Origin of the sequence: Sulfitobacter sp. 1A12056 (assembly GCF_043558125.1) — a bacterium.
GTDB lineage: Bacteria > Pseudomonadota > Alphaproteobacteria > Rhodobacterales > Rhodobacteraceae > Sulfitobacter > Sulfitobacter faviae.
The window spans coordinates 50915-76139 of sequence record NZ_JBIFFY010000007.1 but is presented as its reverse complement, the minus strand read 5'-3'; the positions used below and the strand labels follow the sequence as shown (position 1 = coordinate 76139).

Below are 25225 nucleotides of genomic sequence, written 5' to 3'. Positions count from 1 at the left end.
AACTTAGGTGAAGCTCTCCGGGAAAACCCATGACCTCTGTCCGCCTCCGCCTGCTTATCCTCGCGCTCACACCGCTCATTGTGCTGATGCCGCTTCTGTTGGTTCTGGGCATGTCACGCTGGACGGCGGATTATGACGAAGTCCTCATCGCGAATGTTGAAAGCGAATTAAGGATCGCCAACCAGTATCTCGCGCGGTTGTTGGCGCAGACGGGGAATGAGTTGGACGCCGTCGCGGGGTCCGTTGAATTCGCCCGGCAGCTTGAAAGCCCGGCGGCAGAACAGGTGGCTTTCTTTGCCGAGATACAGGACCGGCTGGGTTTGGATTTTCTACAGTTTCTCCCCATTGAGGCCGCCATCGAAGACGGAGAGGATTGGCCGGTGATCGCCCGCGCCGCCCGAGGGCGAAGCGGAGCGGAGATCGATGTATTCAGCAACGCACGGCTGACAAGGTTGAACGACGCCCTCGCGGTCCGCGCGCAGGTGCCGCTGATCGATACGCCCGCCGCCGTGCCCACGGACCGAAAGATCGAAGACCGCGGCATGGTGGTTCACGCAGCAAGCCCGGTTGATTTGGACGGCACGCAGGGGGTCTTGGTGGGCGGGATGCTGTTGAATCGCAACCTCGACTTTATCGATACGATCAATGACCTCGTTTATCTCAACGCGGTGACCGGTGGGGACAGGCAGGGCACGGCGACGCTTTTCCTAGATGACCTGCGCATCTCGACCAATGTGCGTCTTTTCGAAGATGTGCGCGCCCTCGGCACCCGGGTCTCGGCAGAGGTGCGGGAGGCCGTGTTGATTGAGGGGCGCACTTGGCTCGACCGGGCCTTCGTAGTGAACGATTGGTACATCTCTGGCTACCAGCCGATCACGGATAGTTTCGGCGAGCGGGTGGGGATGCTTTACGTCGGCTTCCTCGAAGCACCCTTTGCGCAGGCGAAGCGGGAGGCGTTCTGGTGGATGCTGGCTGCTTTCTTTGCCGTGCTTGCGCTGTCGGCGCCGGTGTTCCTTTGGCTGGCGCGCGGTATCTTCTCGCCGCTTGAACGAATGACAAAAGTCATGCACCGGGTCGGCAAGGGGGAACTCTCGGCGCGGATCGGCGCGGTCCCCGCACGGGATGAGATCGGGGCGGTGGCGCATCACCTCGATTGGTTGCTGGAGCAGGTGCAGGAACGCGACCGGCAGTTGCGCAGCTGGAATGACGCGTTGAACCAGCGTGTCGATCAGCGCACTGCTGAACTGCGCGAGGCGAACGAGAAGCTCGAGCAGACCTTCCGCCAATTGGTGATGAGCGAAAAACTCGCCTCCATCGGGGAAATCACCGCAGGGGTGGCCCATGAGATCAACAACCCCGTCGCGGTCATCATGGGCAATGTCGATGTCATCCGGGAGACGCTTGGCCCGGATGCAGAACCGGTGGCCACGGAACTCGGCTTGATCGACCGGCAGCTGTCACGGATCGAGGTCATCGTCGGCAAATTGCTCAAGTTCGCCGCGCCATCCGAGTTTTCTGATTGTGAACATAATATTGCGCTGCGGCCCTTGGTGCAGGACTGTCTCGTGCTGGTCGATCACCTCATCAGCCGGGGCGGGATCGAGGTGTATTGCGATCTGGACGAGGTGCCGCCAGTGCGCGCGGACTCCGGTGAGATTCAGCAGGTCGTGGTGAACCTTGTGGTCAATGCGGTGCAAGCGATGCAAGGGGCAGGGCAGCTGGCATTGTGCCTCAAAGACGAGGATCGCGACGGCGTAGCCGGTGTGGCGCTATCGGTCCATGACAGCGGGCCGGGGGTGCCTGAGGCGCTGCTCGGCTCGCTTTTCGATCCCTTCTTCACCACCAAACCGGGGGAGGGGACGGGCTTGGGCCTGTCGATCTCTCAGACGCTGATCCAGCGGGCCGGCGGGATCATCACGGTCCGCAATCGGGCGGAAGGGGGCGCGGCTTTTACCGTTTGGCTGCCGCAAGCCCCCGAGGATGCAAGCCCCCCTGACCACGCGTGATGCGCAGGGGGGCGGGGGGCTTTAGGCTGCGTTGCCGTCAAAACCCTCAAGATAGGCCACGAGGATGTCGAGTGCGGCTTGCAGGTCGCCTTTCGACACCATCTCGGTCACCGTGTGGATATAGCGGGTGCCGACCACGATCCCCACAGCCCGCGCGCCAGCGGCGGCTTGCTGCGCCGCAGCGCCGTCTTGTCCCCCTGCGGCAAGCATGGTGCGTTGGAAGGGGATGTCGCGGGCTTCGGCCAGCTTTTCGATGTCGCGCACGAGGTCCACATCGGCGATGAAGCTGCTGTCGCGGACGTGCAGGCCAAAGCCTTTACCGAGCCGCGTGGTCGAGAGGTGCTCGGGCACGCCGGGCGTGTCACAGGCCAGCGTCGTGTCGATGCCAAGGCCGATGTCGGGCTGCACCTTATAGGCCGCCGTGCGCGCCCCGCGCAGGCCGACTTCTTCCTGACAGGTGAAGGCCACATGAATCTCCGCGCCACGCCCCTTTTCGGCCAGCTTGCGGATCGCCTCGATCCCGAGCCAGCAGGCCACGCGGTTGTCGAGCGCCTTGGAGACGAACTGCTCACCCATCTCAAGGAAAGGCTCGTCCATAACCACGAAGTCACCGACCTTGACGATGTCCTTTGCTTTTTCGCCCAGCCCGAGGTCGACGAAAAATTCGGATACTTCGGGGATCTTCTTGCGGTCTTCGGGGGAGGAGATGTGAATGGGCTTGCCGCCGGGGTTCATCACGCCCTTCAGATCGCCCTGATCGGTGCAGACCAGCACCCGGCGCGAGAAAAGGTTGCGCGGATCGAAACCGCCCACGGGCTGCAGGTAGAGGAACCCGTCTTTCGACACATGGCTGACCAGAAAGCCGATCTCGTCCATATGGCAGAGCAGCATGATCTTGGGCGCTTTGCCATCGCCCGCCGTCGCATCCCGGCGGCAGAGGAGGGAGCCCATGGCGTCGGTCTCCACATGGTCGAACAGCCCTTCGATCTCACGGGTGATCAGATCGCGCACGCGGTGTTCGCGCCCCGGAACGCCGGGGGTTTCGCAAAGGTCTTTGAGTAGGTCGATGTTCATGCTGGCCTCATCCTTGGTGATTTGGCCGCACTATCGCGCCGCGCCTGCCGAAGTGCAAACAGGCGCGGCGCGATGAGGCTGAGAGGGCAGGGGGCTACATCTGACCCGGCAGGAACAGCACCAGCGCGGGGAAGACGAGCAGCAGGATCAGCCGCAGGATATCGACCAGCCAGAACGGGGTGACGCCGCGAAAGATCGTGCCGGTGGAAACATCGCCCACCACGCCTTTAAGGACAAAGACGTTAAGGCCAACAGGCGGGGTGATCAGGCTGATCTCGGTCACGACAACGACGATGATGCCGAACCACACCGGATCGAAGCCAAGGCTCGTGACCAGCGGAAAGAAGATCGGCACCGTCAGCAGCAGCATCGACATGCTCTCAAAAATGCAGCCGAGCGCGATGTAGATCAGAAGGATCAGACCCATGACCACCCAAGGCCCGAGGTCGAGCGCGGTCACGGTGGCCAGCAGCCCTTCGGGCAGCCCCGCGAGGTTCACGAAGTTGGAGAAGATCCACGCCCCGATCAACACCGAGAAGAGTGAGGCAGAGGTGAGCGTCGTCTCCTCCAGCACCTCCCGCAGGCCCCGCCAGCTAAGCCCGCCGCGTGCCCAAGCGATGAGGAAGGCCCCCGCCGCCCCCATGCCCGCGGCCTCGGTCGGGGAGAAGGCAAGGTGGATCGGCCAGAAGTCCAAGACCCCATAGAGCCCGCCGATAACCAGCGCAAAAAGCGCCAGCACCGACCAGACGTGATTGAGCGCGCGCAGCCGCTCGCCCCAAGTCGCACGGGGGCCAGCAGGGCCGGCCTCGGGGTTCATGGCGACGGAAAAGCGCACCGCGCAGAGATAGAGCAGGATGCCGAGCGCGCCGGGCACGATGCCCGCGATGAACAGCGCGCCGATCGAGGTCTCGGTCAGCAGGCCATAGATCACGAGGATCACCGAGGGCGGGATCAGGATGCCGAGCGTGCCCCCGGCAGCGATGGAGGCGGTTGAGAGGCTGTCGGAATAGCCGTATTTGCGCATCTCCGGCATGGCGACCTTGGACATCGTGGCGGCGGTGGCAAGCGATGAGCCGCAGATCGCCGCGAAGCCCCCGCAAGCGACGATGGTGGCCATGGCTAGACCGCCCCGGAAGTGGCCCAAAAAGGCGTTGGAGACTTGGTAAAGCTCACGGCTGATGCCGCCTTTGTTGACGAAAAGCCCCATGAGGATGAAAAGCGGGATCACGGATAGCCCGTAGTCTTGGCTGGTGTCGATGATCAGCCGCGACACCATGGAGATCGATGCGCGGTAGCTGGTCTCATAGACCAGCCCGATCATCCCGACGAGGCCCATGGCAAAGGCAATCGGCAAGCGCAGCAAGACGAGGACGAAAACGGCGGCAAAGCCGATAGCAGAGGCGATCATGTGGCAGGGTCCAGAAGTTGCGGCGCAAAGAGGCGCAGAAGCCCGCGCAGGATCAGCACGACAGCAGTGAGATAGGTCATCACCGCGATGAACATGCCGATGTAGAAGGTCGGGATTTCAAGATATTCGGTCACGTCGCCATAGCTCAGCGCGCGGTAGGCGAGGTCGACGACCCGCCCCGCCGGAAACCACAGCATCACCCCGCAGCCCAGTGTCACCAGCCCGTCGCGCCAGCGTTGCAGCCCCCAGTTTTCAAAGGGGCGGTCTAAAAGGTCGGCGGCGATATGCCCTTCGCGGCCCGACAGGACCGGCAAGGCAGAGAAAACGATCAGCGCGATGCCGATGCGGATCAGCTCGGTTGCAGCTTCGATGGGTGCATTGAAGACCGACCGCATGATGACATCGGCAAAGGTCAGCACCATCAGCGCGAAGAGCGCGAGAGAGGCCATCGTCATCGGCAGGGCCGAGAGGGCGGTGGTTAGGCGGATTAAAGAGCGCATGGCGGTTCCCTGGCTGGGGGCCGACCGCCTCTGCGCCCGGCCCCTTTGGCGGTGGGGGTTATTTGCTGGCCTTCGCCATTTCCTCACGCATCATCTCATAGGCGGCCTGCCCATCGACACCGGCCTCGTCGAGCTCTGCGATCACCTTGTCGCGCACTTTGGCGGCCATCTCGGCAAAGCGGGCTTGATCCTCTTCCGAGGCGGTGACGATCTTGTTATCGCCCGCGGCCTCGGTCGCCTCACGCGCGTCGACGTCGCTCTGGTCCCAAACCGCACCCATCATGCGGCTCGCCGTCTCGCCAAAGACTTCGCTGTCGAGCTTTTGCTGCACGTCTTCGGGCAGGCTGTCGAAGGTCTCTTGGCTCATGATGACCGAGAAGGAACCGCGGTAGAACCCGCCGGGCATCTCATAGACGTTCTTGGCCACTTCGTTGAGCTTGAAGCTGATCCGCTCGCCCATGTTCATCGCCACCGCATCGGCGGCCCCGGAATCGAGTGTTTCGTAAACCTTGGGCGCGGGCACCTGAATGCCGACGAGGCCAAGCTCCGCCCCCACATCCGCCGAGACACCACCGCCGAGGCGGGTTTTCAGTCCTTGCAGATCGTCGAGGGTGTTCACCTCTTTGTTGGAGTGGATTTGCCCCGGGCCGTGGGTTGTGAGCGCGATCACCTTCACGCCGCGGTGCTCGTCCAATTCAGACAGCATCGCCTCATGCACGCGCCAATGGGCGACCGATGCGGCCTCGGCATTGCCTTCGTAGCCGGGGATTTCCACCAGTTTCGTGCCGACGAAACGACCGGGCGTGTAGCCGTGGAACAGAATGGCGATATCGGCGGCCCCGTCCAGCAGCAGGTCCATCTGCGCGGGCGGCGGGGCGAGGCCGTTTTTCAGCTCGGTCTCGATCAGCCCATCGCTGGCCTCGGCCATCATGTCGGTCAATTGGGTGAACATGCCGGTGTTGACCGGGTGGCTTGGCGGCAGCCATGTGGAAATGGTCAGCGTCTCGGCGGCGAAGGCGCCGGTCGCGGTGCAGAGCGCAAGCGCACTCGTCGTGAAAAACTTGGTGAATTTGGTCATTTTGGGCTCCTCCCCATACCGTTCGATATGCCTTGGCGGGGTTCTCCCAAACCCGCATCGCCAAGTATATGCTTTTTCATGTATTCACATTTACAGCACGATTGGAACCATTTTTTGCGCCCGGGGCAAGGGCGCTGATCAGCCGCGAAGATCGCCCGTGTCATCCAAGGCGGCGAGCAGCGATTTCAGCGCGGGCTTCAACTGCGCCCCCTCGTTGCCCTTCAGCATTTCCATCAAGGCCGCCTCATGGCGGCGCGCTTGCGGCACCAGTTCGGCGGCCAGCGCGCGGCCCGCGTCGGTCAGATAGACCCGCACCCGGCGGCCATCGGCAGGGTCGCTGCGGCGGATCAGCAGGCCGCGTTCCTCCATCTGGGCGATGATCCGTGTGAGGCGGGATTGTTCGGCCAGCGCCCGGCGCGCGAGCTGCGTGATCATCGCGCCATCAGTGTCCGACAGGCAGGCCAACACGCGCCATTCCGGCACCCGCAGCCCCGCCTTGCGCACCTGCGCGTGGAACTGCGCACTCGCCACATCGCTGGCCGCCGCCAAGAGATACAGCAGGTAATCCGAGACGAATCCCCCCTCCTGACCCGTCTCCTTTTGGGCGGTTGCATCGGTCTTTTGCTGCGTCACACCAGTTAACCCTTTGATGGAAAGAGGGCTCCTTGCGCCTCGGCCTCTCTAAATGGCGGGCAAATTGGCGCTTGGCAAGAAAACCCTTGACCGAAACTATATGAAAAATCATATTGTTTGGCAGGGGAGGACATCACATGTCGAAGATCAACGCCATCGTGCGCAGGGTCACAGCGCTGACCGACCGCATCAGCGAATTCGAGATTGCAGCCGCCGACAGCAGCCCGTTGCCGAACTGGGATGCCGGGGCGCATGTGCTTTTCGATCTGCCCGATGGCGACAGCCGCGCCTATTCCCTGATCACCTTCGATCCGATCCCCGAGGCCCCGGAAAGCTACCGCATCGCTGTCCAGCGTGAGCCCGAGGGCAAGGGTGGCTCGACCCATATGCACGGGCTGAAACCGGGGGCCGATATCACCTGCGCCGCGCCGAAGAACGATTTCCCCCTGTCCCCGGACGCGCCCGCCGTGCTGCTGGCGGGGGGGATTGGCATCACGCCGATGATCTCGATGGCGGCGACGCTCAAGGCCGTGGGGCAGGACTTCGCCTTTCATTATACGGGCCGCAGCGCGCCCGTCATGGCCTACCGCGATGCCCTGCGCGACAATTTCGGCGATGCGCTGCATCTGCATTGCGATGATGACGCCACGGCGCTGGATCTCGGCGCGGTGATCGACAGCCTCGGGGCCCGCGCGCATCTCTATGTCTGCGGCCCCAAAGGGTTGATCGACGCGGCCAAGGCAAAAGCCGAAGCCGCGGGCATCGCCGCCGAGCGTATCCATTTCGAACTCTTCGACGCGCCACAGGAGCAAGAGGGCGACAGCGCCTTTGAGGTCGAAGTTGCCTCAAGCGGGGAGGTTTTCACCATCCCCCCCGGCCAGTCGATCATCGACGTGCTGGAGGCGGGTGGTGTCGATGTCATGTACGACTGCCAGCGCGGCGATTGCGGCATCTGCCAATGCGATGTGCTCAGCGGCACCCCCGATCACCGCGACGTGGTCCTGTCCGAGGCCGAGCGCGCGGCAGGGAATGTCATGCAAATCTGCGTCAGCCGCGCGAAATCTCCGCGCCTTGTGCTCGACATCTGAGGGAGGAACTCATGGGACGTTACGACAGCCCGGCGGCCTTGGCCGCCCTCGTGCAGCCACATCAGGTGCACCGCGATATCTACACTGACCCAGAGGTGTTCCAGCAGGAGATGAAGCATCTCTTCGCCAATGCTTGGGTCTTTGTCGGCCATGAAAGCCAGACCCCGAATAAGGGCGATTATTTCAGCACCCATATCGGCACCCAGCCCGTCATTCAGGTGCGCCATTCGACGGGCGACATCCATGTCCTGCTGAACCGCTGCCCCCACAAAGGCACCAAGATCGTGATAGACCGGCAAGGCAACACCGGCAAATTCTTCCGCTGTCCCTATCACGCATGGAGCTTCAAGACCGATGGCTGCCTCTTGGCGATCCCGCTCAAGAAGGGCTACCAGAACACCGGGCTGGAAGAGACCGACAGCGGCAAGGGGATGCGCAGCGTCGGCGATGTGAAAAACTACCGCGGCTTCATCTTTGCCCGTTTGGCCGAAGAGGGCATGAGCTTCGAAGAGTTCTTTGGCGAAAGCCTGTCCTCGTTCGACAATATGGTTGACCGCTCCCCCGCCGGACGGCTCGAAGTGGTCGGCCCGCCGCTGCGCTACATGCATCATTGCAACTGGAAGATGCTGGTCGAAAATCAGACCGACACCTGCCACCCGATGGTGGCGCACGAGAGCTCGGCCGGGACGGCGGTGAAGCTCTACGAAGAACTGGGCCTGCCCGAGGACGCGCCCAAACCCCCCGCGATGGAGATCATCGCCCCCTTCATGTCGCCTTACGATTTCTTCGAAGGCATGGGCATCCGCACATGGCCCAACGGGCATGGGCACACCGGCGTAAACCACTCTATCCACTCGGATTATTCCGCCATCCCCGGGTATTTCGAAGCGCTCTGCGACAGCTATGGAGAGGAGAAGGCCAAGGCGATCCTTGATGAGAACCGCCACAACACGGTCTATTTCCCAAACATCATGATCAAGGGGCCGATCCAGCAATTGCGGGTTTTCATCCCCATCGCCGCCGACCGGACCGTGGTGGAAAGCTACATCTACCGCCTTGTCGACGCACCCGATGAGTTGACCGCCCGCACCGCGATGTACAACCGCATGATCAACGCGCCCACCTCCATCGTCGGCCATGACGATCTGGAAATGTACGAACGCGCGCAGGAAGGGCTGATGGTTGACGGGCTGGAATGGGTGAACATCCAACGCCTGATCGAAGAGGACGAGGATTTCGAGGTCGAGGCGGTCGAAAACGGCACCACCGAACGCCAGATGCGCAACCAATTCCACGCATGGGTCAAGTTCATGACCATGGGCCAAAAGACGGAGGCGCCGGAATGAGTGTGACGCGCGAAAGCCTGATCGACTTCATCTATGATGAAGTGCGCATGTTGGACGAGGGGCGCTATACCGAATGGCTCGACCTCTGGCTGCCGGATGGGCACTATTGGATGCCGTTGGACTATCAACAGCAAGACCCGATCAACGAGACCTCGTTGATGTATGAAGATATGTTCATGCTCAAGCTGCGCGTCGAACGTCTGAACGGCGCGCGCACCTTCAGCCAAAAGCCCAAGAGCCGCTGTCACCATGTTATCCAACGGCCCTACGTGGATGAAATGGATACGGACGCCGGGCGTTTCGTCACGACCACCTTCATGCACTACGTCGAGACGCGGCTGGATGAGCAGCAGTTGCTCGCCGTCACCGCGCGGCATGAGCTGGCGCTGGTCGACGGGCGGTTGCGCATTGCCAACAAACGGGTGGATATCGTCAATTGCGACGCGGCCTTCCGCAATATCCAGTTGCTGCCATGATCGGGGCAGAGACTAAGACGGTCTTCGCAGCCTTTGAAGACACCGCCGCGCGGCACCCCGAACGGGGTTTCCTGAATGTCTTGCCGGAAACAGCGGGCATCTACGGCATCGCGGCGGGGGAGGTGAGTTATGCCGAAGCCGCGCGCGAGGTTGCCGCCCTGCGCAAGCGCATTTCGGCGGCGGGCTATTTGCCCGGGCAGCGCGTGATGCTGCTGATGGAGAACCGCCCGGCCTTCTTCCTCTGGTGGCTTGCGCTGAACGGTCTGGGCCTGTCGGTCGTGCCGGTGAACCCCGATCTGCGTGCGGCGGAGCTGAGCTATATGATCGACCATGCCGAGCCGGTCTTGGCCGTGGCGATACCCGCGCGCGGCGACGACCTGCGCGCCGCGGCACGGCAAGCGGGACGCGACATGCCGGTGATCGCGCCGGAGGATTCCTTGCCCGCGCCCGCCACGCGTGAGGCCATCGCGGCACGGCAAGGCGGGGCAGAGGAGGCCGAGGCGGCGTTGCTCTACACCTCAGGCACCACCGGTCAGCCCAAGGGCTGCATCCTGACGAATGCCTATTTCCTCGATGCCGGGCGGTGGTACGCTGACACCGGCGGGCTTTGCGCCCTCTCGCAAGACGGCGAGCGGATGATCACGCCGCTGCCGATCTTCCACATGAACGCGATGGCCTATTCCTTCATGGCGATGATCGCCGTGGGCGGCTGTCTGACCGCGCTTGACCGCTTCCATCCCCGCAGCTGGTGGGCCTCGGTCCGGGCCTCGGGGGCGACCTGCCTGCACTACCTTGGTGTCATGCCATCCATGCTGATGGGGGCCGAAGAAAGTGAAGCCGACCGCGACCATGCCGTGCGCTTCGGCTTCGGCGCGGGGGTGGACCCGAAACTGCACGCCGCCTTCGAGGCGCGTTTCGGTTTTCCATTGGTCGAGGCTTGGGCCATGACCGAAACCGGCGCGGGGGCGGTGATCTGCGCCAACCGCGAACCGCGCCGCGTGGGCGAAAGCTGCCTCGGCACGCCCGAAGGGGGGCTGGAGGTCCGGCTGCTCAACGATGCCGGGCAAGAGGCCGATCAAGGCGAACTGCTAGTGCGCCGCGCCGGTGCCGAACCCCGGCGCGGGTTCTTTGTGGGCTACTTTAAAAATGCCGAAGCCACGGATGAGGCTTGGGCGGGCGGTTGGTTCCACACCGGCGACATCGTGCGCCGCGCGCCGGATGGTGCGATGTATTTCGTCGACCGCAAGAAAAACGTGATCCGGCGCTCGGGCGAGAACATCGCGGCGGTCGAGGTGGAATCGACCCTGATGCGCCACCCTGCCGTGGCCAGCGCCGCCGTGGCCGCCGTGCCTGACGCGGTGCGCGGGGATGAGGTTTTCGCCTGTATCGTGCCGAAGGACGCCGGTGCTGACCCTGCCGTCTTGGCCCGTGAAATCACCGAATGGTCCCTGACCCAGCTTGCCTATTACAAAGCCCCCGGCTTCATCGCCTTTGTCGAGGCGCTGCCGCTGACGGCGACGCAGAAACTCCAACGCGGGGTGCTGAAAACGCTGGCCGCCGACCTACTGGACGATCCCGCCACGCAAGACTTGCGCGGGCTAAAGAAACGGACGGCAGCATGAGGCGCAGGGGCTATGACGGCGTCGTGCTCGCGGCGCCTACCTCGGTGCCCTATGCCCGCTATAGCAATGAGACCGCCCATTGGTGGATCGCCCGCGCGCTGCGCGCGATGCTGGGCAAGGCTGGGATCGCGCCGGGCGAACTGGACGGGTTCTCGGTCTCCAGCTTCTCGCTCGCGCCGGACACGCCGGTCGGGTTGACCCAGCATTTGGGGCTCAGCCCGCGGTGGCTCGATACCGTGCCGACGGGTGGGGCCAGCGGGGTCATCGCGCTGCGCCGCGCGGCGCGGGCGGTGCAGGCGGGCGATATGGATGTGGTGGCCTGTGTGGCGGGGGACGCGAACCGGATCGACAGCTTTCGCAGCCTGCTCAGCGGCTTTTCGCGCTTTTCGATGGATGCCACCTTTCCCTATGGTTTTGGCGGCCCGAACGCGAGTTTCGCCCTGCTGATGGACCGCTACATGCAGGAATACGGCGCCACGCGAGAGGACTTTGGCCAGATCGCCGTGGCGCAACGGGCCAATGCGCTGCACTATCCCGATGCGCTGATGAAGACCCCACTCACTCTCGACCAATACCTCGATGCGCGGATGATCTCGGACCCCATCGCGCTTTTCGACTGCGTCATGCCCTGCGCCGGGGCCGAGGCGTTTCTGGTCATGCGCGACGACGAGGCCGCGCGCCGCAATCTACCCTTCGCTCGGATCAGCGGCACAATCGAACGGCACAACGCCTACCCCGAAGATCCGATGCAACTGCGCGGCGGCTGGGGCGTCGACATTGGTGAGCTCTATGACATGGCGGGCCATGGGCCGGAGGGGGTCGATCTGTTGCAAACCTATGACGACTACCCGGTGATCTCGATGATGCAATTCGAAGACCTCGGGTTCTGCGCCAAGGGGCAGGGGGCCGCCTTTGTCCGGCAGCGGGATCTGACGATTGAGGGGGACTTCCCCCACAACACCTCGGGCGGGCAGCTGTCGGTCGGCCAAGCCGGGGCCGCGGGCGGCTATCTGGGACTGGTCGAGGCGATCCGGCAGGTGACCGGGCAGGCCGAGGGCACACAGGTGGCCAACGCCCGGCGGGCCTTGATCTCGGGCTTTGGCATGATCAACTATGACCGGGGCGTCTGCTCTGCCGCGGCGATCATCGAGGGGCGCGGGCCATGACCGATCCACTGACGCCGCCCCGAAAGAAAAACCCGCAAAAGCGCAGCAGGGTGCCGACGCTGCCGCCCGCGCAGCGGTCGCGCGCGGCCCTCGGCCTTGCGATTGCCGCCGGGCGCGGCACCTTCGTCTTGCAACACTGCGCCGATTGCGGGGCGGTGCAATACCCCCCGCGCGATGCCTGCTGCAAATGCCTGTCCGTCGCGCTGGACCGGCGCGAGACGGACCGCGCGGGCGAAGTCTTGGCCGAAACCACGATCCGCGTCTCGCCCGACCCGTATTTTCGTGAGCGGCTGCCGTGGCGCATCGGCACGGTGCAACTGGCCGCAGGGCCGGTGGCCGTGTGCCATCTGCATGGCGAGGTCGAGCGCGGTGATGCCGTGCGGCTGGCGTTGAAACTGGACCGGGCCGGGCAGGGGGTCATGGTGGCCCTGCCGCGAGAGGGAAGCGAATTGATGCAAGACGATCCGATGCTGCGCGAAATGTCGAGCGATCCGAAACATCGGCGGGTGTTGATCACCGATGCCCGCTCGCCCTCGGCCCTGCCGCTGGCCCAAGCGCTCCTGAGCGCAGGTGCGGCGGAGATATTCCTGGGCGAGCCGGAACATTGGCGTCGGTGGGAAGGCCGCGCGGCCTTCGAGGGGATGGAGAGCGTCAGCCTCATGCCCCTTGATGTGACCGATACGGCCTCCGTCTCGCGCCTCGCCGCTGAGATCGGTGGCAAGGTCGACATCCTGATCAACACCGCCCAATTCATCCGCCCCGGCGGGGTACTGGGCAGTGACACGGTCTTTGCCCGGGAGGGGATGGAGACCAATGTGCTGGGCCTGATGCGATTGGCGCAGGGCTTTGGCCCCGCGATGGCCGCGCGCACGGCGGATGGGGTCAATGCCGCGGTGGCTTGGGTCAATCTCCTGTCGGTCGGGGCCTTGGCGCCCGAGGCTGGGTTCGGTGGCTTTGATGCCTCACAAGCGGCGGCGCGGTCGCTCAGCCAGACGATGCGGGCAGAGTTTGCCGGATCGGGGCTGCGGGTGATGAATGTCTACACCGGCCCTGTCGATGACGAATGGCGCCAACCTCTGCCACCGCCCAAAGTCGCCCCCCGCGCGCTGGCGCGGACAGTGGTGCGCGGGCTGGTCGACGGGTTGGAAGAGGTCGCATGCGGTGACGTGGCCAAGGACGCGCTGGCCCGCTGGCTGGACAATCCAGCCTTGATGGAACGCGAAACGCGGGGGGGCGGCGCATGAGCGATGCAATCACGACACTGGCCCAGGCACTGGCAAGCGGTGCGGCAAAGGTCGTCGATCTGACCCACAGGCTCGACCCGGACTTCCCGGTCATCGTCCTGCCGCCAGAGTTCGGCCAATGCGCGCGGTTCCGGATGGAGGAGGTCTCGGCCTATGATCAACGCGGCCCGGCGTGGAAGTGGCATAACCTCACGCTGAACGAACACACCGGCACCCATTTCGACGCGCCCATTCACTGGGTCTCTGGCAAGGACGTGGCTCATGGCGCGGTGGATGAAATCCCGCCCGAAGCCTTCATCGGCCCGGTCGTGGTGATCGACTGCTCGGCGGGGGCGGCGCAGAACGACGACTTTGAGCTGACGCCCGAGATCATCCGCGATTGGGAGACCCAGCACGGGCCGATCCCCGCCGACGTTTGGGTGTTGATGCGCACCGATTGGTCGAAACGCAGCGGCGCGGATTACCTCAACATGCGCGAGGATGGCGCCCATTCGCCCGGCCCCGCCCCCGCCGCCATCGAACTGCTGCTAGAGCGCGGCATTCGCGGCTTTGGCACGGAAACGGTCGGCACCGACGCGGGGCAGGGGATGCATTACGACCCGCCCTTCCCGGCGCATTACCTGCTACATGGGGCGGGGAAATACGGGCTGCAATGCCTGTGCAACCTCGACCAACTGCCGCCCACCGGGGCCATGCTGATCGCACCGCCGCTCAAGATCAAAGGCGGCACCGGCAGTCCACTGCGGGTGCTGGCGCTGATACCGGGAGAGAGACAATGACCGAATACACCGCCGTCATCACCGGGGGTAGCAAGGGCATCGGCGCCGATCTGGCGCAGCGGTTGCTGGAGCGCGGCTATCGCGTGATCTCGATCGCGCGGGGCAAGCCGGAATGGGAGGCGGAGGGCTGCGAGCATATCGAAGCCGACCTGCTCGACCCCGCCTCCGTCGCCGCCGTTGCTACGGATATCGCCGCACGCCATGAGGTGACCCATCTGGTGCATAACGCCGGGCTGATCTGGCCCAATCTGGTTGAAGAGGCCAAGCCCGAAGACATCACCGGCCTTGCGCAACTGCATCTCGGCTCGGCCCTGACGCTGCTACAAGCCTTCCTGCCCGCCATGAAGGAACGCGGTTTTGGCCGGGTGATGTTCAACGCCTCTCGCGCCGCCTTGGGCGCGCCGACGCGCACGGCCTATTCGGCCTCGAAAGCGGGGATGATCGGCATGGCGCGCACTTGGGCGCTCGAGCTTGCGCCGCATGGCATCACCGTCAATGTCGTGGCCCCCGGCCCGGTGCAGACGGATAACTTCTGGGGCATCATCCCGAAAGAAAGCGAACGCGAAGCCGCGCTGGCCAAACGCATCCCCGTGGGGCGGTTGGGGCAGGTGGAGGACGTGACCAACGCCTTCCTCTTCTTTTGCGATCCGGCCAGTAGTTTCGTCACCGGCCAGACGCTTTTCGTCTGCGGCGGGTCGAGCATCGGGACGCTGACGCTCTGACCCCTCGGGCTTAACCCTTTCGGAAATGCTGCACCAATTCAGGGACATAGGCGTCGCCCGCGCCCTTTTCGACGACTTGGGATAGGGCGCGATAGACGCCGTCGGCAATCTCGACCTGCGCGCCCGCTTGGGCGGACATCTGGCGGTAATAGTCGAAATCCTTCAGCGCGTTGCTGATCGCGAAGGGCAGCGCCTCACGGTCGCCGCTGGTGATGAAGGGCGACAGCCGGTCGAGCGCGACACTGGCACCGCCGCCGCCCGCCAAGACATCCACGAGGCTCTGCGGATCGATCCCCGCATCCGCCGATTGCGCAGCCGCCTCGGCCAGCAGGGACATGAAGCCAACCGAGACATAGTTGTGCAGCAGCTTCAGCCGATGGCCCGCGCTGACCGCACCCACATGTTTGACCTCTTCGGTAAAGGCCGCGAGCACCGGAGAGACCTTTTCGACCGTGGCCGCGTCACCGCCGACGAGCAGGTTCAACTTCCCCTCATGGGCAAACTGCGCGGTGCGGGTCATCGGCGCATCGACAAAATCGCCCCCCGCCGCCTTCACCGCCTCGGCCATCTTCAACGTTGAGGCGGGCAGGGAGGTTGAGCAATCGACGACCACAGCACCCGGTTTCAGCCCCGCGATGACGCCGCCCTCTCCGGTCAGGATCCCTTCGACCTGCGGCGAGCCGGTAACGCAGAGGATGATCACATCGGAGGCGGCGGCCAGATCGCTCAGACTGTCGAAGGCCGTAGCCCCCAGCCCGTCCAACTCATCGGTCGGCTGGTTGCCGGGGTGGTCGAAATAGCCAAGCGCAAATCCCCCGCGCCGCATCACGTTGCGGGCAATTCCGTGGCCCATCAGGCCGACACCGATCATACCGATTTTCATGGATTTTCCTTCGCTTGCCACCGCCACCCCTGCGCGCGGTTCCCTTGGGGAAAGTTCTAGCGATCCGCCCGGCACGGTGCAACGCGGCAGGGCCGGATTTCTTGCCCAAACAGGGCTTTGTATATTTGAAACCGACAATTCGATTGATAGGAATGGCGCATTAATGGAATGAGGCTGAAATGACTTTGACCCGCGACCCCCACCAGATTGCCGAAACGCTTTACCATGGGCAGTTTTGCCCGATGTTCATCGATGGTCAGGACGTGCCCGCCTACTCCGGCGCGGTGATCGAGGTGAAAGATCCCGCCTCTGGCCGCAAGCTGGCGGAAGTGCCGCGCGGCGGGGCGCGGGATGTCGATCAGGCCGTGGATGCCGCGCGCCGCGCCTTCGAAGGCGTCTGGTCCACCTTCACCCCCTACGACCGGCAAGAGGTGCTGTTGCGCATCGCCGATGTGATGGAGCGGGATTGGGAGAAGCTCTGCATCTCCGATACCGCCGACATGGGACTGCCGCTAGCGCGCACCCTTGGCAACAAGCGGCGGGTGATCGGGATGCTGCGCTTCTACGCCGGCCAAGCGGTAGCGCTGCATGGCGACGTGATCGAGAATTCGATCTCGCAGTCGATGCTGTCTTTCACCACCCGAGAGCCGGTCGGCGTGGTGGGCGCGATCATCCCTTGGAACGCCCCGACCGCCGCCTCGATCTGGAAAATCGCACCGGCGCTGGCCACCGGCTGCACCGTGGTTCTGAAACCCTCCGAAGATGCGCCGCTGACGCCCCTGATGATCGCCCGGCTAATGCAGGAGGCGGGCGTGCCCGACGGCGTGGTCAACGTGGTCACCGGCACGGGCCGCGAGGCCGGCGCGCGGCTGGCCGAACATCCGGATGTTAACAAGGTGGTCTTCACCGGCTCGACCGCGACGGGCAAGACCATCGCGCGGGCGGGGGTGGAGAACCTCAAGCGGATCACGCTGGAGCTTGGCGGGAAAAGCCCGCTGATCATCTGCAAGGATGCCGACCTCGACAAGGCGGTGCCGGTGGCGGCGATGGCGGTCTATGCCCACTCGGGGCAGATCTGCATCGCGGGCTCGCGGCTTTTCGTGGCGCGGGAGATTCAGGATGAGTTCATCGAGAAACTGGCGGCCTTCGCGCGGGGGCTGAGGATTGGGCATGGCCTCGACGAAGGCACCGATCTCGGCCCGCTCATCAACGCCGTGCAGACCGAGAAGGTCGAAGCCTATATCGCCAAGGGCAAGGCCGAGGGCGCGCGGCTGGTCACGGGGGGCGGTCGGCCCGAGGGGGAAGGCTACGCGGGCGGCAACTTCCTCGAACCGGTGATCTTTGCCGATGTGACCGACGACATGACTATCGCGCGGGAAGAGATTTTCGGCCCCGTGATCTCGGTTCTGCCTTTCGACACGATGGAAGAGGTGATCGCGCGCGCCAATGCCACGCCCTATGGGCTGGCGGCGGGCATCTTTACCCGCGATCTAAGCACGGCGCACCGCACGGTGAAACGGCTGAAAGCAGGCTCGGTTTGGGTGAACATGTACCACGCGATCGACCCGGCGGTGCCCTTTGGCGGGCTGAAGATGTCGGGCTACGGCAAGGAAGGCGGCGTGGAGCACCTGCAGGCGTATTTGGATACCAAGGCGGTTTGGATTCAGACGGAGTGAAGAAACGCGAAGGGCAGCGCCGCCCCAGGGGGGCGGGTCATGCCACAGGCATGCCTTCGGCATGACGCTGCCCGGCTTTCAGCCGGGCGGTACATTTCTAGAAGCCGCTGATGCTCGGTAGCCAAGTGCTCAAAGCAGGCACAAACGTCAGCAACATCAACACGACGAAATTCGCCAAAAAGAACGGCGGCATCTCGCGGATCAGCGCGGCGGGCTTCAGGTTCACCGCCGAGGAGACCACGAAGATCAGGCTCCCCACCGGTGGCGTCGTCAGCCCGAGCGTCAGGTTCACGATCACCACGATGGCGAAATGATCCGGCGCGATGCCGAGCGCGTGGCTGATCGGCGCGAGGATCGGGACGAGGATCATAACCCCCGGCAGCGGATCCATGAACAGACCAAAAAGCAGCAATAGCACGTTCACCGCCAAGAGGAACAGGATCGGCGAAAGCTCCCACGCGATGATCGTCTCGGCTAGAAACTGGGGCACGCCTTCGATCACCAAGACCCATGCGAAAGCCCGCGCGGCCCCAAGGATCAGCAACACCGCGGATGAGATCAGTGCCGCGCGTAGGATCAGCCCCGGCAGATCGCGCAGGCGCAGGGCGCGGTAAACGAAGAACCCGCAAAACAGCGCATAGAACACGGCGATGACAGAGGCTTCGGTCGGGGTGAAAATGCCGCCCCGGATGCCGCCGACGATCAGCACGATCAGCCCAAGCGCGGGCAGCGCCATCAGGCTGTTGCGCCACATCTGCGCCCGCTCGGGCCGGGCCTCATCACTGCGGTAATCGCGTTTCCAACTGACCCAACCGTTGGCCGCAAGGCTCCCTCCGGCGAGCAGCAGCCCCGGAATGACACCCGCCATGAACAGCGACCCGACCGAGACTTCCTGATCCTGCAAGGCATAGATGATCATCACGATCGAGGGCGGGATGATTGGCCCCACCACGGCGGAAGAGATCGTCAGCGCCCCGGCGTAAGAGCGGTCGTAGCCGCCTTTCTCCATCATGCGGATCATCATCGCGCCGGGGCCTGCCGCATCGGCCAGCGCCGAGCCGGAGATGCCTGCGAACATGGTCGAAGAGATCACATTGGCATAGCCCAGCCCCCCGCGCAGATGGCCCACGAACTGTGCGGCAAAGCGCAAAAGCGTGTGGGTGATCGCCCCGCCGGTCATGATCTCGGCGGCGAGGATGAAAAAGGGCACGGCCAGCAGCGGGAAACTGTCGAGGCCCGAGAACATCTCCTTCACCACGACGATCTGCGGGTAGGAACTGCCCAGACCGATGGCGGCAAAGACGGAAATGGCCATGGCAAAGGCGACGGGCAGCCCCAGCACCATAAGAACGAAAAGCGAGATGAAGAGGATCTCAGCCATTGGCGGCTCCCGGCATGTTTTCGGTCTGACCTTCGGGCTGGTGATAGCGGCCCGCCATGATGAAGGGCCGCGCGATCAGCAACAGATGTACGATCAGCAGTGTGAAGCCGACTGGCATGGCGGCATAGACATAGCGGAACGACAGGCGCATCGCCGGGGTCATCTGATACTGTGCGCGCTGCATATAGTCCCAGCCGACCTTGACCATGAAGGCAAAGAAGAACAGCAAAATCAAAACGATGACCCCGCGCAGGATGCGCTGCATCCGGGTGTTCATCACATCATGCAGATTGGTGATGGCCACATGGCCGCCCTGCCGCAGGGCAAGGCCAGCCCCCAGAAAGGCCATCCAAATCATCAGGTAACGGGCGGATTCATCGGACCACGACAGCGAATGGTTGGTGCTGAACCGCAGGGCGACATTGGCCCCCACGACCAAGACCATCCCCGTCAAACAGGCGATCACCACGGCGGCGTTCACCCTGACGAATAGCTGTTCCAATCTGCGCATGGTTTCCCTCCCGTGCAAAACGGCCGGAAGCACTGCTCCCGGCCGTCCGTCTTTACGTCGCGGCGCTTACTCGGTCGCGGCGATCTGGTCGATCAGCTCTTTGCCGTAGGTCTCGTAGTACCCCTCATAGGCGCTCTCGATGGAGGCGCGGAAGGCGGCTTTCTGGTCTTCGCTGAGCTCGTTCACTTCCATGCCGCGCTCTTTCAGCGTCTCGACGCCGCTTTGCTCCACGTCATCGACGAAGGCGCGCATGGCGGAGACGGCCTCGGTCGCGCCTTTCTCGAAGGCGGCTTTGTCCTCATCCGACAGACCTTCCCAGAAGGGTTTGGAGACCAACAGCATGGCGGGCGAATAGACGTGACCCGAGAGGGTCAGGTACTTCTGCACCTCGTCGAGCTTGACGGAGACGATCACCGACAGCGGGTTTTCCTGCCCGTCGATGGTGCCCTGCTGGAGCGAGCTGATCACCTCGGGCCAGGCCATCGGGGTGGGGGCGGCGCCAGCGGCGTTGAAGGCTTCGAGGTGGACCGGGTTTTCCATGGTGCGCAGCTTCATGCCCGCAATGTCTTCGGGGGTCTCAATGGCGTTGCGGTTGTTGGTGATGTGGCGGAAACCCTGTTCGCCCCAGGCTAAGGCCACCATGCCCGCGCCGTCGAACTCGGCCAAGATGTCCTGACCGATCGGCCCGTCAAGCACGCGGCGCGCGTGGTCGAGGCTGCGGAACAGGAAGGGGATGTCGGTCACGCCGGTGGCGGGGACGAAGTTGCTCAGCGTGCCGGTGGAGACGATGGTCGCCTCGACGGTGCCCAGTTGCAGGCCCTCGACGACCTCGCGCTCACCGCCCAGACCGGAGGAGGGGAAATGGCGGAAGCTGAACTTGCCGTCGGTCTCGGCCTCGACGACCTCTTGCCACTTCTGCGCCGCGACGCCGTAGTGGCTGTCGGGGGCGAGGGCGTAGCCGATCTTGACTTCGGTCTCAGCGCTCAGGGCTCCTCCGGTGAGCGCGGCCAAAGTGGCGAAAATTGCCGTGGGCTTGGTGATTTTGAACATTTTGTATCCTCCAGCGATCTTATTAACAAGGTCACGAAAACTGCTAGCGGCGGATGTTCAGAATGGCAATGGGGGTGGGGCGCTTTGTGGACAATGAATCCACAGCAAAGCGCCGCTAAATTTCCGTGACGATATGATCGGGCGCGATGCCCGAGCCTTGGATCGCCGCACCAACCTCCAACCCCAAGAGGGAGCCGTGGCCGGTGACCAGCGCCGTGGCGAAACCCGCCTGCGCCCCGCCGAGGATGTCGGTGTGCAGCGTGTCGCCGACCATCAGCACGCGCGCCGGATCGACGGGCTTTGCCCGGGCGAGGGCCAGATCGAAGATATCGGGAAAGGGCTTGCCGCAGAAATGTACCGCCACGCCGGTCGCGTCGATCAGACGATGCGCGAACCAGCCGGGTTCGAGCGAGAGACCATCCTCACGCGGGGCGACGAGATCGGGGTTGCCGACAAAGACGGGCCGGGGCTGGCGTTTCAGACTGGCCTCCAACAGGGCCTGCCGCGCCTCTGTCCACCCATCCGCCCCGACGAGGAGGAAACCTTCGGCCCGGTCATAGACTGCCGGATCATCCGCCAGAACGGTCGCGCCGAGGTCGGCGATCTCTCCCATGTCCTTATCGGGGTTCAGCATCACGCCCCAGCGGCGCGCGGGTTCTGTCGCGAGGCGGTGCAGCAGCGCCTCGCGGCTGGTAACCACCTCGTCTGCTGCGAAATCAAAGCCGAGGCGCGCGTAGCGGTCCATCATATGCGCCTTGGGATAGGCGGCGGAGTTGCTGACGACCATGACGGATTTGCCCATATCGCGCAGGGCGGCGATGGTCTGCGCGGCCCCCTTGATCGCGGTCTCCCCGACGTTGAGCACGCCGTAGGCGTCGAACAGGATCAACTCATAGGGCGCGACGATATCGAGGAAACGGGCGGCCTCCACCCCATGGCCAAGCTTGTCGCAGGCGGGCAGGCGGGGGCGCAGGCGCTGGTATTCGGCCAGCGCCTGCGCGGGGTCTATGGCGACACTCACAGGATGCGGCGGCGCAGGAAGGCCGAGATCACCTCACCGATGATCACCAACACGATGATCGCGATGAGGATCGTGGCGACCTCGGGCCAGTTGAAGGTGTCGATGGCACCTTGCAGGATGATCCCGATGCCGCCCGCGCCGACGAGGCCCAGAACGGTGGATTCACGCAGGTTGATGTCCCACCGCAGGATCGACACGGCCCAGAAGGTCGGCATGACCTGCGGCACGATGGCATAGGCGATGACCTTGAACCGCGAGGCGCCGGTGGCCTCCAGGGCCTCCACAGGGCGGCGGTCGATCTCCTCAATCGCCTCGCCCAGAAGCTTGCCGATGAAGCCGATGGAGCGGAACATAATCGCGAGGATCCCCGCCACCACGCCGGGGCCGAAGATCGCGACGAAGAGAAGCGCCCAGATGATCGTGTTCACCGACCGCGAGGTCACGAGGATCAGCCGTCCGAGCCAGAGCGTGGCACGGTTCGGTGTTGTGTTCTGCGCCGCGATATAGGCCACGGGCAGCGACAGCAGCACGGCGAAGGTGGTGGCGAAGGTGGCGATATTTACCGTGTCCCAGAGCACCTTGAGAATGGTTTCGAGGTTGCTGGGGTCAGGCGGATACATGCGGCCGAAAAGGTCGCCAATCTGCTCTGGCGCGCCCCAGACCCAAGCCCAGATGACCTCGATCGAGGTGAGGGCCCAAGCGATGGCGAGCGCGCAGCCGAAGATCACGCCGTAGCGCGTCATGCGCTGGCGCAGGGTGAAACGGGTCCAGTCGTCGCGACCGAATTTCTCTGCAATCGTCGTCATTGGATGCGCTTTCTGATCACGCCGCTGATGGCTTCGGAGACAAGGATGACACCGACGATGACCATGGTGATGGCCAGAGCGAAGTCATAGTCATAGCGGCCGAAGGCATTGGCCAGCGTCGCACCGATGCCGCCCGCGCCGACGATGCCCACCACGGCCGAGGCGCGCAGGTTGCTGTCGAGCTGGTAGATCGTGAGGCCGATCTGACGCGGCATGATCTGCGGAAAGATCGCGTAAACCAGCGTCGAGAAATAGGGCGCACCGGCGGCGCGCATGGCCTCGACCTGACCGAAGTCGATCTCTTCAATCCGCTCGGCCAGCATCTTGGCGACGAAGCCGATGGAATAGACGATCAGCGTCAGCACCCCGGCGAAGGGGCCGAAGCCCACGGCCTTGACGAAAAGAATCGCGACGATCACCGGGTGGAAGCTGCGCGCGATGATGATGATGGCGCGGCCGAGGTAGAAGATCGGCTTGGGCGCCACGTTGCGCGCGGACATGAAGGCGATGGGGATCGACAGAAGCACCCCGCCCGCAGTGGCGAGAATGGCGATCTTGAGGCTCTCAAGAAAGCCGTCGATCAGCAGGCCCGAGCGTTCGAAACTGGGCGGAAAGGCCCCGCCGAAAATCCGCCCGGCGCGCCCCAGCCCTTCGGCGACGCGGTTCCAGTCAATCGGCATGGTCAGACCGACCCAGCCGAAATAGGCGACCGCGCCCAAGATCACTGCCCACCGCAGCACCGGGTTGGCGATGAAGGGCGGCTTTTTCCAACTGTCCCGTGGCGCGCTCATGCCGCGGCCCCATCTTTGGCGCGGTCCGCATGGGGGCTGCCGGCGTAGATCTTGTCCATCGCCTCTTGGTCGAGCTTGGCAGGCACGTCGTCGAAAATGATCCGGCCATAGCGCATGCCGACGATGCGGTCGGTGTATTCCTTGGCCTCGGTCACGTTGTGGATGTTGATTAGCACCGGCAGCTTCAACTCACCGGCGAGGTCGCGCAGCAGGCCCATGATCTGTTCCGAGGTCTTGGGGTCGAGCGAGGCGGTGGGCTCGTCCGCGAGCAGGATGTCGGGGTCTTGCATCAGGGCGCGGACCACGCCGACACGCTGGCGTTCACCGCCCGAAAGCTGGTCAGCGCGGGTGTTGGCATATTGCGCGATGCCGACACGTTCCATCAGCTCATAGGCGCGGCGGATGTCTTCTTTCGGATAGCGGCGGGTCACGGCGGACCATGTCGAGATGTAGCCCAAGCGACCGGACTGGACGTTCTCCATCACGGTCAGACGGTCGACGAGGTTGAAGCCTTGGAACACCATGCCGATCTTGCGGCGCGCGGCGCGCAGGTTCCGGCCTCGCAGGCTGGTCAGTTCGGTGCCGTTGAGCGTGATCGACCCCGAGGTCGGCTCCACCAGTCGGTTGATGCAGCGCAGCAATGTCGATTTGCCCGCGCCGGAGGAACCGATGATAGACACGACGCTTTCGCCCTCGATTGTCAAATCGAGGTTCTTCAGCACCGGATCACCGCTGCCATAGCGTTTCACGAGGTCGGAAATTTTCAGCATTTATTGTACCTTAAACGTGGGGCCGGCCAAAAGCCGGCCCCGGTGTTGAACGATTATTCAGCCGCAAGGCCCTGCGGCGTGTACTCGACGCCGTTCGCCTTCTGGATCTGACGGATCACCGCCCACTGGTCCTTGTAGGTGATCGGGACGAACTTGCTCACGCCCGCGAATTCTTCACCCAGTGCGGTGCCTTCGAAGTCGAAGGAGAAGAACGCTTCCTTGATCTTTTCCTTCAGTTCGGGCGCGAGGTCATGCGCGACACCGTAGGAGGTTGTCGGGAAGGGGTCGCTTTCCCAGACGATGCGCACGTCCTCGGGGTCGTAAAGACCGCGCTCGGCCATGCGGTCGACCACTTCAGAGGCCACCGGGGCCGCGTCATAATCGCCCGCGACGACGCCCAGCATGGACTGGTCGTGGCTGCCTGAATAGGTCACTTCGTAGTCTTCGTCCGGCACGACGCCCAGATCGGGGAAGAGCGCGCGCGGCGCTTGGTTGCCGGAGTTGGAGGTGGGCGAGGTATGCGCGATGCGCTTGCCGACCAGATCCTTCATCTCCTTGATGTCGCTGTCGGCCTGTGTGTAGACCTGCAGCTTGTAGCCGAACTGGCCGTCCTCGGCGCCCATGATGGCGAAGGGCTCAACGCCCGCGAGGTTCACGGCGAAGGGCGTGGGACCGGTGGAGAAACCGGCGATATGCAGGCGGCCCGAGCGCATCGCCTCGACCTCGGCGGAGTTCGACTGCACGGCGAAGAACTGCACGTCCTTGCCGGTCACATCCTCTAGGTGGTCAATGAAGGGGGTCCAGATGTCTTCGTAGATCGCGGGGTCTTCGACGGGCGTGTAGGCGAAAACCAGCGTCGAGGGATCTTTCAGCATATCGGGATCGGTCGGCGCATCGGCGACCAGATCGCCATCGGCGTCGCAGAACATCTTGTCCAAGGCGCCGCGCTCGCAATCCTCTTGCGCGAAGGCAAGGCTGCCCGTGAGTGTGAAGGCCGCAGTGAGACCTGCGGCGAATAGGTATTTATGAGACATTGCGTTCTCCTCCCTGAGAATCCGCGCATCTGGCGCGAAATACAATAATGCGCAGATACGAACATCGAACAGTTTCGTTTGCAAGCTGTTCCGGCGCGTCGGCGGACAAAATTGTCACAACGCTGTAACATCTCCCGCCGCAAAGCGGGGAAGGCCAGGG

General features: G+C 63.8%; 24 protein-coding genes. 10 read left to right on the top strand and 14 right to left on the bottom strand.

What is annotated here, in order from left to right; genetic code table 11:
• Nucleotides 1-29: 29 nt before the first annotated feature.
• Entirely contained in the window at nucleotides 30-2006 is a 1977-nt protein-coding gene (locus tag ACGYLD_RS13495; protein WP_394402830.1) for a cache domain-containing protein, read from the top strand.
• A 21-nt stretch (nucleotides 2007-2027) separates the two neighbouring features.
• On the opposite strand, the gene ACGYLD_RS13490 is transcribed toward ACGYLD_RS13495, so the two are convergent.
• The 5 genes from ACGYLD_RS13490 to ACGYLD_RS13470 form a co-directional block, all read right to left on the bottom strand.
• A complete protein-coding gene (locus ACGYLD_RS13490; RefSeq protein WP_394402828.1) occupies nucleotides 2028-3080 on the bottom strand; it encodes a M42 family metallopeptidase in 1053 nt (350 codons plus the stop codon).
• A 94-nt stretch (nucleotides 3081-3174) separates the two neighbouring features.
• Nucleotides 3175-4488 (bottom strand): TRAP transporter large permease, encoded by a 1314-nt coding sequence (locus ACGYLD_RS13485; RefSeq protein WP_067266538.1) that lies wholly within the window; start codon nucleotides 4486-4488, stop codon nucleotides 3175-3177.
• Nucleotides 4485-4988, bottom strand: a complete 504-nt coding sequence (locus ACGYLD_RS13480; RefSeq protein WP_067266537.1) for a TRAP transporter small permease — start codon at nucleotides 4986-4988, stop codon at nucleotides 4485-4487. Before ACGYLD_RS13480 ends, ACGYLD_RS13485 begins: the two co-directional genes overlap by 4 nt.
• 58 nt (nucleotides 4989-5046) lie before the next feature.
• Nucleotides 5047-6066, bottom strand: a complete 1020-nt coding sequence (locus tag ACGYLD_RS13475) for a TRAP transporter substrate-binding protein (protein WP_271693933.1) — start codon at nucleotides 6064-6066, stop codon at nucleotides 5047-5049.
• Between the two features lie 138 nt (nucleotides 6067-6204).
• Nucleotides 6205-6699 (bottom strand): MarR family winged helix-turn-helix transcriptional regulator, encoded by a 495-nt coding sequence (locus ACGYLD_RS13470; RefSeq protein WP_276154051.1) that lies wholly within the window; start codon nucleotides 6697-6699, stop codon nucleotides 6205-6207.
• 137 nt (nucleotides 6700-6836) lie between these two features.
• On the opposite strand from ACGYLD_RS13470, the gene ACGYLD_RS13465 reads away from it, so the two are divergent.
• The 8 genes from ACGYLD_RS13465 to ACGYLD_RS13430 are packed head-to-tail and all read left to right on the top strand — an operon-like array spanning nucleotide 6837 to nucleotide 15142.
• Nucleotides 6837-7787, top strand: coding sequence for a PDR/VanB family oxidoreductase (locus tag ACGYLD_RS13465; RefSeq protein ID WP_271693930.1), 951 nt, complete (start codon nucleotides 6837-6839; stop codon nucleotides 7785-7787).
• A gap of 11 nt (nucleotides 7788-7798) precedes the next feature.
• Nucleotides 7799-9133, top strand: a complete 1335-nt coding sequence (locus ACGYLD_RS13460) for an aromatic ring-hydroxylating dioxygenase subunit alpha (RefSeq protein WP_271693928.1) — start codon at nucleotides 7799-7801, stop codon at nucleotides 9131-9133.
• The gene (locus ACGYLD_RS13455) at nucleotides 9130-9609 is read left to right on the top strand and encodes an aromatic-ring-hydroxylating dioxygenase subunit beta (RefSeq protein WP_271693927.1); all 480 of its coding nucleotides are present in this window, start codon (nucleotides 9130-9132) and stop codon (nucleotides 9607-9609) included. Before ACGYLD_RS13460 ends, ACGYLD_RS13455 begins: the two co-directional genes overlap by 4 nt.
• Nucleotides 9606-11231: an AMP-binding protein gene (locus ACGYLD_RS13450; RefSeq protein WP_271693926.1), complete on the top strand. Its 1626-nt coding sequence runs from the start codon at nucleotides 9606-9608 to the stop codon at nucleotides 11229-11231. The genes ACGYLD_RS13455 and ACGYLD_RS13450 overlap by 4 nt, the downstream gene beginning before the upstream one ends.
• Nucleotides 11228-12397: a thiolase family protein gene (locus ACGYLD_RS13445; RefSeq protein WP_394402825.1), complete on the top strand. Its 1170-nt coding sequence runs from the start codon at nucleotides 11228-11230 to the stop codon at nucleotides 12395-12397. The genes ACGYLD_RS13450 and ACGYLD_RS13445 overlap by 4 nt, the downstream gene beginning before the upstream one ends.
• Nucleotides 12394-13641 carry an SDR family NAD(P)-dependent oxidoreductase gene (locus ACGYLD_RS13440; RefSeq protein WP_394402823.1) on the top strand — a complete coding sequence of 416 codons (1248 nt, stop codon included), beginning with the start codon at nucleotides 12394-12396 and terminating at the stop codon, nucleotides 13639-13641. Before ACGYLD_RS13445 ends, ACGYLD_RS13440 begins: the two co-directional genes overlap by 4 nt.
• Complete coding sequence (locus ACGYLD_RS13435; RefSeq protein WP_394402821.1) at nucleotides 13638-14420, top strand: cyclase family protein; 783 nt, start codon at nucleotides 13638-13640, stop codon at nucleotides 14418-14420. The genes ACGYLD_RS13440 and ACGYLD_RS13435 overlap by 4 nt, the downstream gene beginning before the upstream one ends.
• Entirely contained in the window at nucleotides 14417-15142 is a 726-nt protein-coding gene (locus tag ACGYLD_RS13430; protein WP_394402818.1) for an SDR family NAD(P)-dependent oxidoreductase, read from the top strand. The genes ACGYLD_RS13435 and ACGYLD_RS13430 overlap by 4 nt, the downstream gene beginning before the upstream one ends.
• A gap of 10 nt (nucleotides 15143-15152) precedes the next feature.
• On the opposite strand, the gene ACGYLD_RS13425 is transcribed toward ACGYLD_RS13430, so the two are convergent.
• The gene (locus ACGYLD_RS13425; RefSeq protein ID WP_394402817.1) at nucleotides 15153-16025 is read right to left on the bottom strand and encodes an NAD(P)-dependent oxidoreductase; all 873 of its coding nucleotides are present in this window, start codon (nucleotides 16023-16025) and stop codon (nucleotides 15153-15155) included.
• 179 nt (nucleotides 16026-16204) lie between these two features.
• Between ACGYLD_RS13425 and ACGYLD_RS13420 the strand changes: the two genes are divergently transcribed.
• Entirely contained in the window at nucleotides 16205-17701 is a 1497-nt protein-coding gene (locus ACGYLD_RS13420; protein WP_394402815.1) for an aldehyde dehydrogenase family protein, read from the top strand.
• Nucleotides 17702-17798: 97 nt separating this feature from the next.
• On the opposite strand, the gene ACGYLD_RS13415 is transcribed toward ACGYLD_RS13420, so the two are convergent.
• The 8 genes from ACGYLD_RS13415 to phnD all read right to left on the bottom strand — a co-directional run bounded on the left by ACGYLD_RS13415 (nucleotide 17799) and on the right by phnD (nucleotide 25065).
• The gene (locus ACGYLD_RS13415) at nucleotides 17799-19082 is read right to left on the bottom strand and encodes a TRAP transporter large permease (RefSeq protein WP_067266506.1); all 1284 of its coding nucleotides are present in this window, start codon (nucleotides 19080-19082) and stop codon (nucleotides 17799-17801) included.
• A complete protein-coding gene (locus tag ACGYLD_RS13410) occupies nucleotides 19075-19593 on the bottom strand; it encodes a TRAP transporter small permease (RefSeq protein WP_209219195.1) in 519 nt (172 codons plus the stop codon). The genes ACGYLD_RS13415 and ACGYLD_RS13410 overlap by 8 nt, the downstream gene beginning before the upstream one ends.
• 66 nt (nucleotides 19594-19659) lie before the next feature.
• Complete coding sequence (locus ACGYLD_RS13405; RefSeq protein ID WP_394402813.1) at nucleotides 19660-20643, bottom strand: TRAP transporter substrate-binding protein; 984 nt, start codon at nucleotides 20641-20643, stop codon at nucleotides 19660-19662.
• A gap of 115 nt (nucleotides 20644-20758) precedes the next feature.
• Nucleotides 20759-21664, bottom strand: a complete 906-nt coding sequence (locus ACGYLD_RS13400) for an HAD-IIA family hydrolase (RefSeq protein ID WP_271693913.1) — start codon at nucleotides 21662-21664, stop codon at nucleotides 20759-20761.
• Entirely contained in the window at nucleotides 21661-22470 is an 810-nt protein-coding gene (gene phnE / locus ACGYLD_RS13395) for a phosphonate ABC transporter, permease protein PhnE (protein WP_271693911.1), read from the bottom strand. The genes ACGYLD_RS13400 and phnE (ACGYLD_RS13395) overlap by 4 nt, the downstream gene beginning before the upstream one ends.
• Nucleotides 22467-23261 carry a phosphonate ABC transporter, permease protein PhnE gene (gene phnE, locus ACGYLD_RS13390; protein WP_271693910.1) on the bottom strand — a complete coding sequence of 265 codons (795 nt, stop codon included), beginning with the start codon at nucleotides 23259-23261 and terminating at the stop codon, nucleotides 22467-22469. Before phnE (ACGYLD_RS13390) ends, phnE (ACGYLD_RS13395) begins: the two co-directional genes overlap by 4 nt.
• On the bottom strand, nucleotides 23258-24031 hold the full coding sequence (phnC, locus tag ACGYLD_RS13385) for a phosphonate ABC transporter ATP-binding protein (RefSeq protein WP_271693909.1): 774 nt from the start codon (nucleotides 24029-24031) through the stop codon (nucleotides 23258-23260). Before phnC ends, phnE (ACGYLD_RS13390) begins: the two co-directional genes overlap by 4 nt.
• 53 nt (nucleotides 24032-24084) lie before the next feature.
• Nucleotides 24085-25065 (bottom strand): phosphate/phosphite/phosphonate ABC transporter substrate-binding protein, encoded by a 981-nt coding sequence (gene phnD / locus ACGYLD_RS13380; RefSeq protein ID WP_394402809.1) that lies wholly within the window; start codon nucleotides 25063-25065, stop codon nucleotides 24085-24087.
• Nucleotides 25066-25225: the final 160 nt, after the last annotated feature.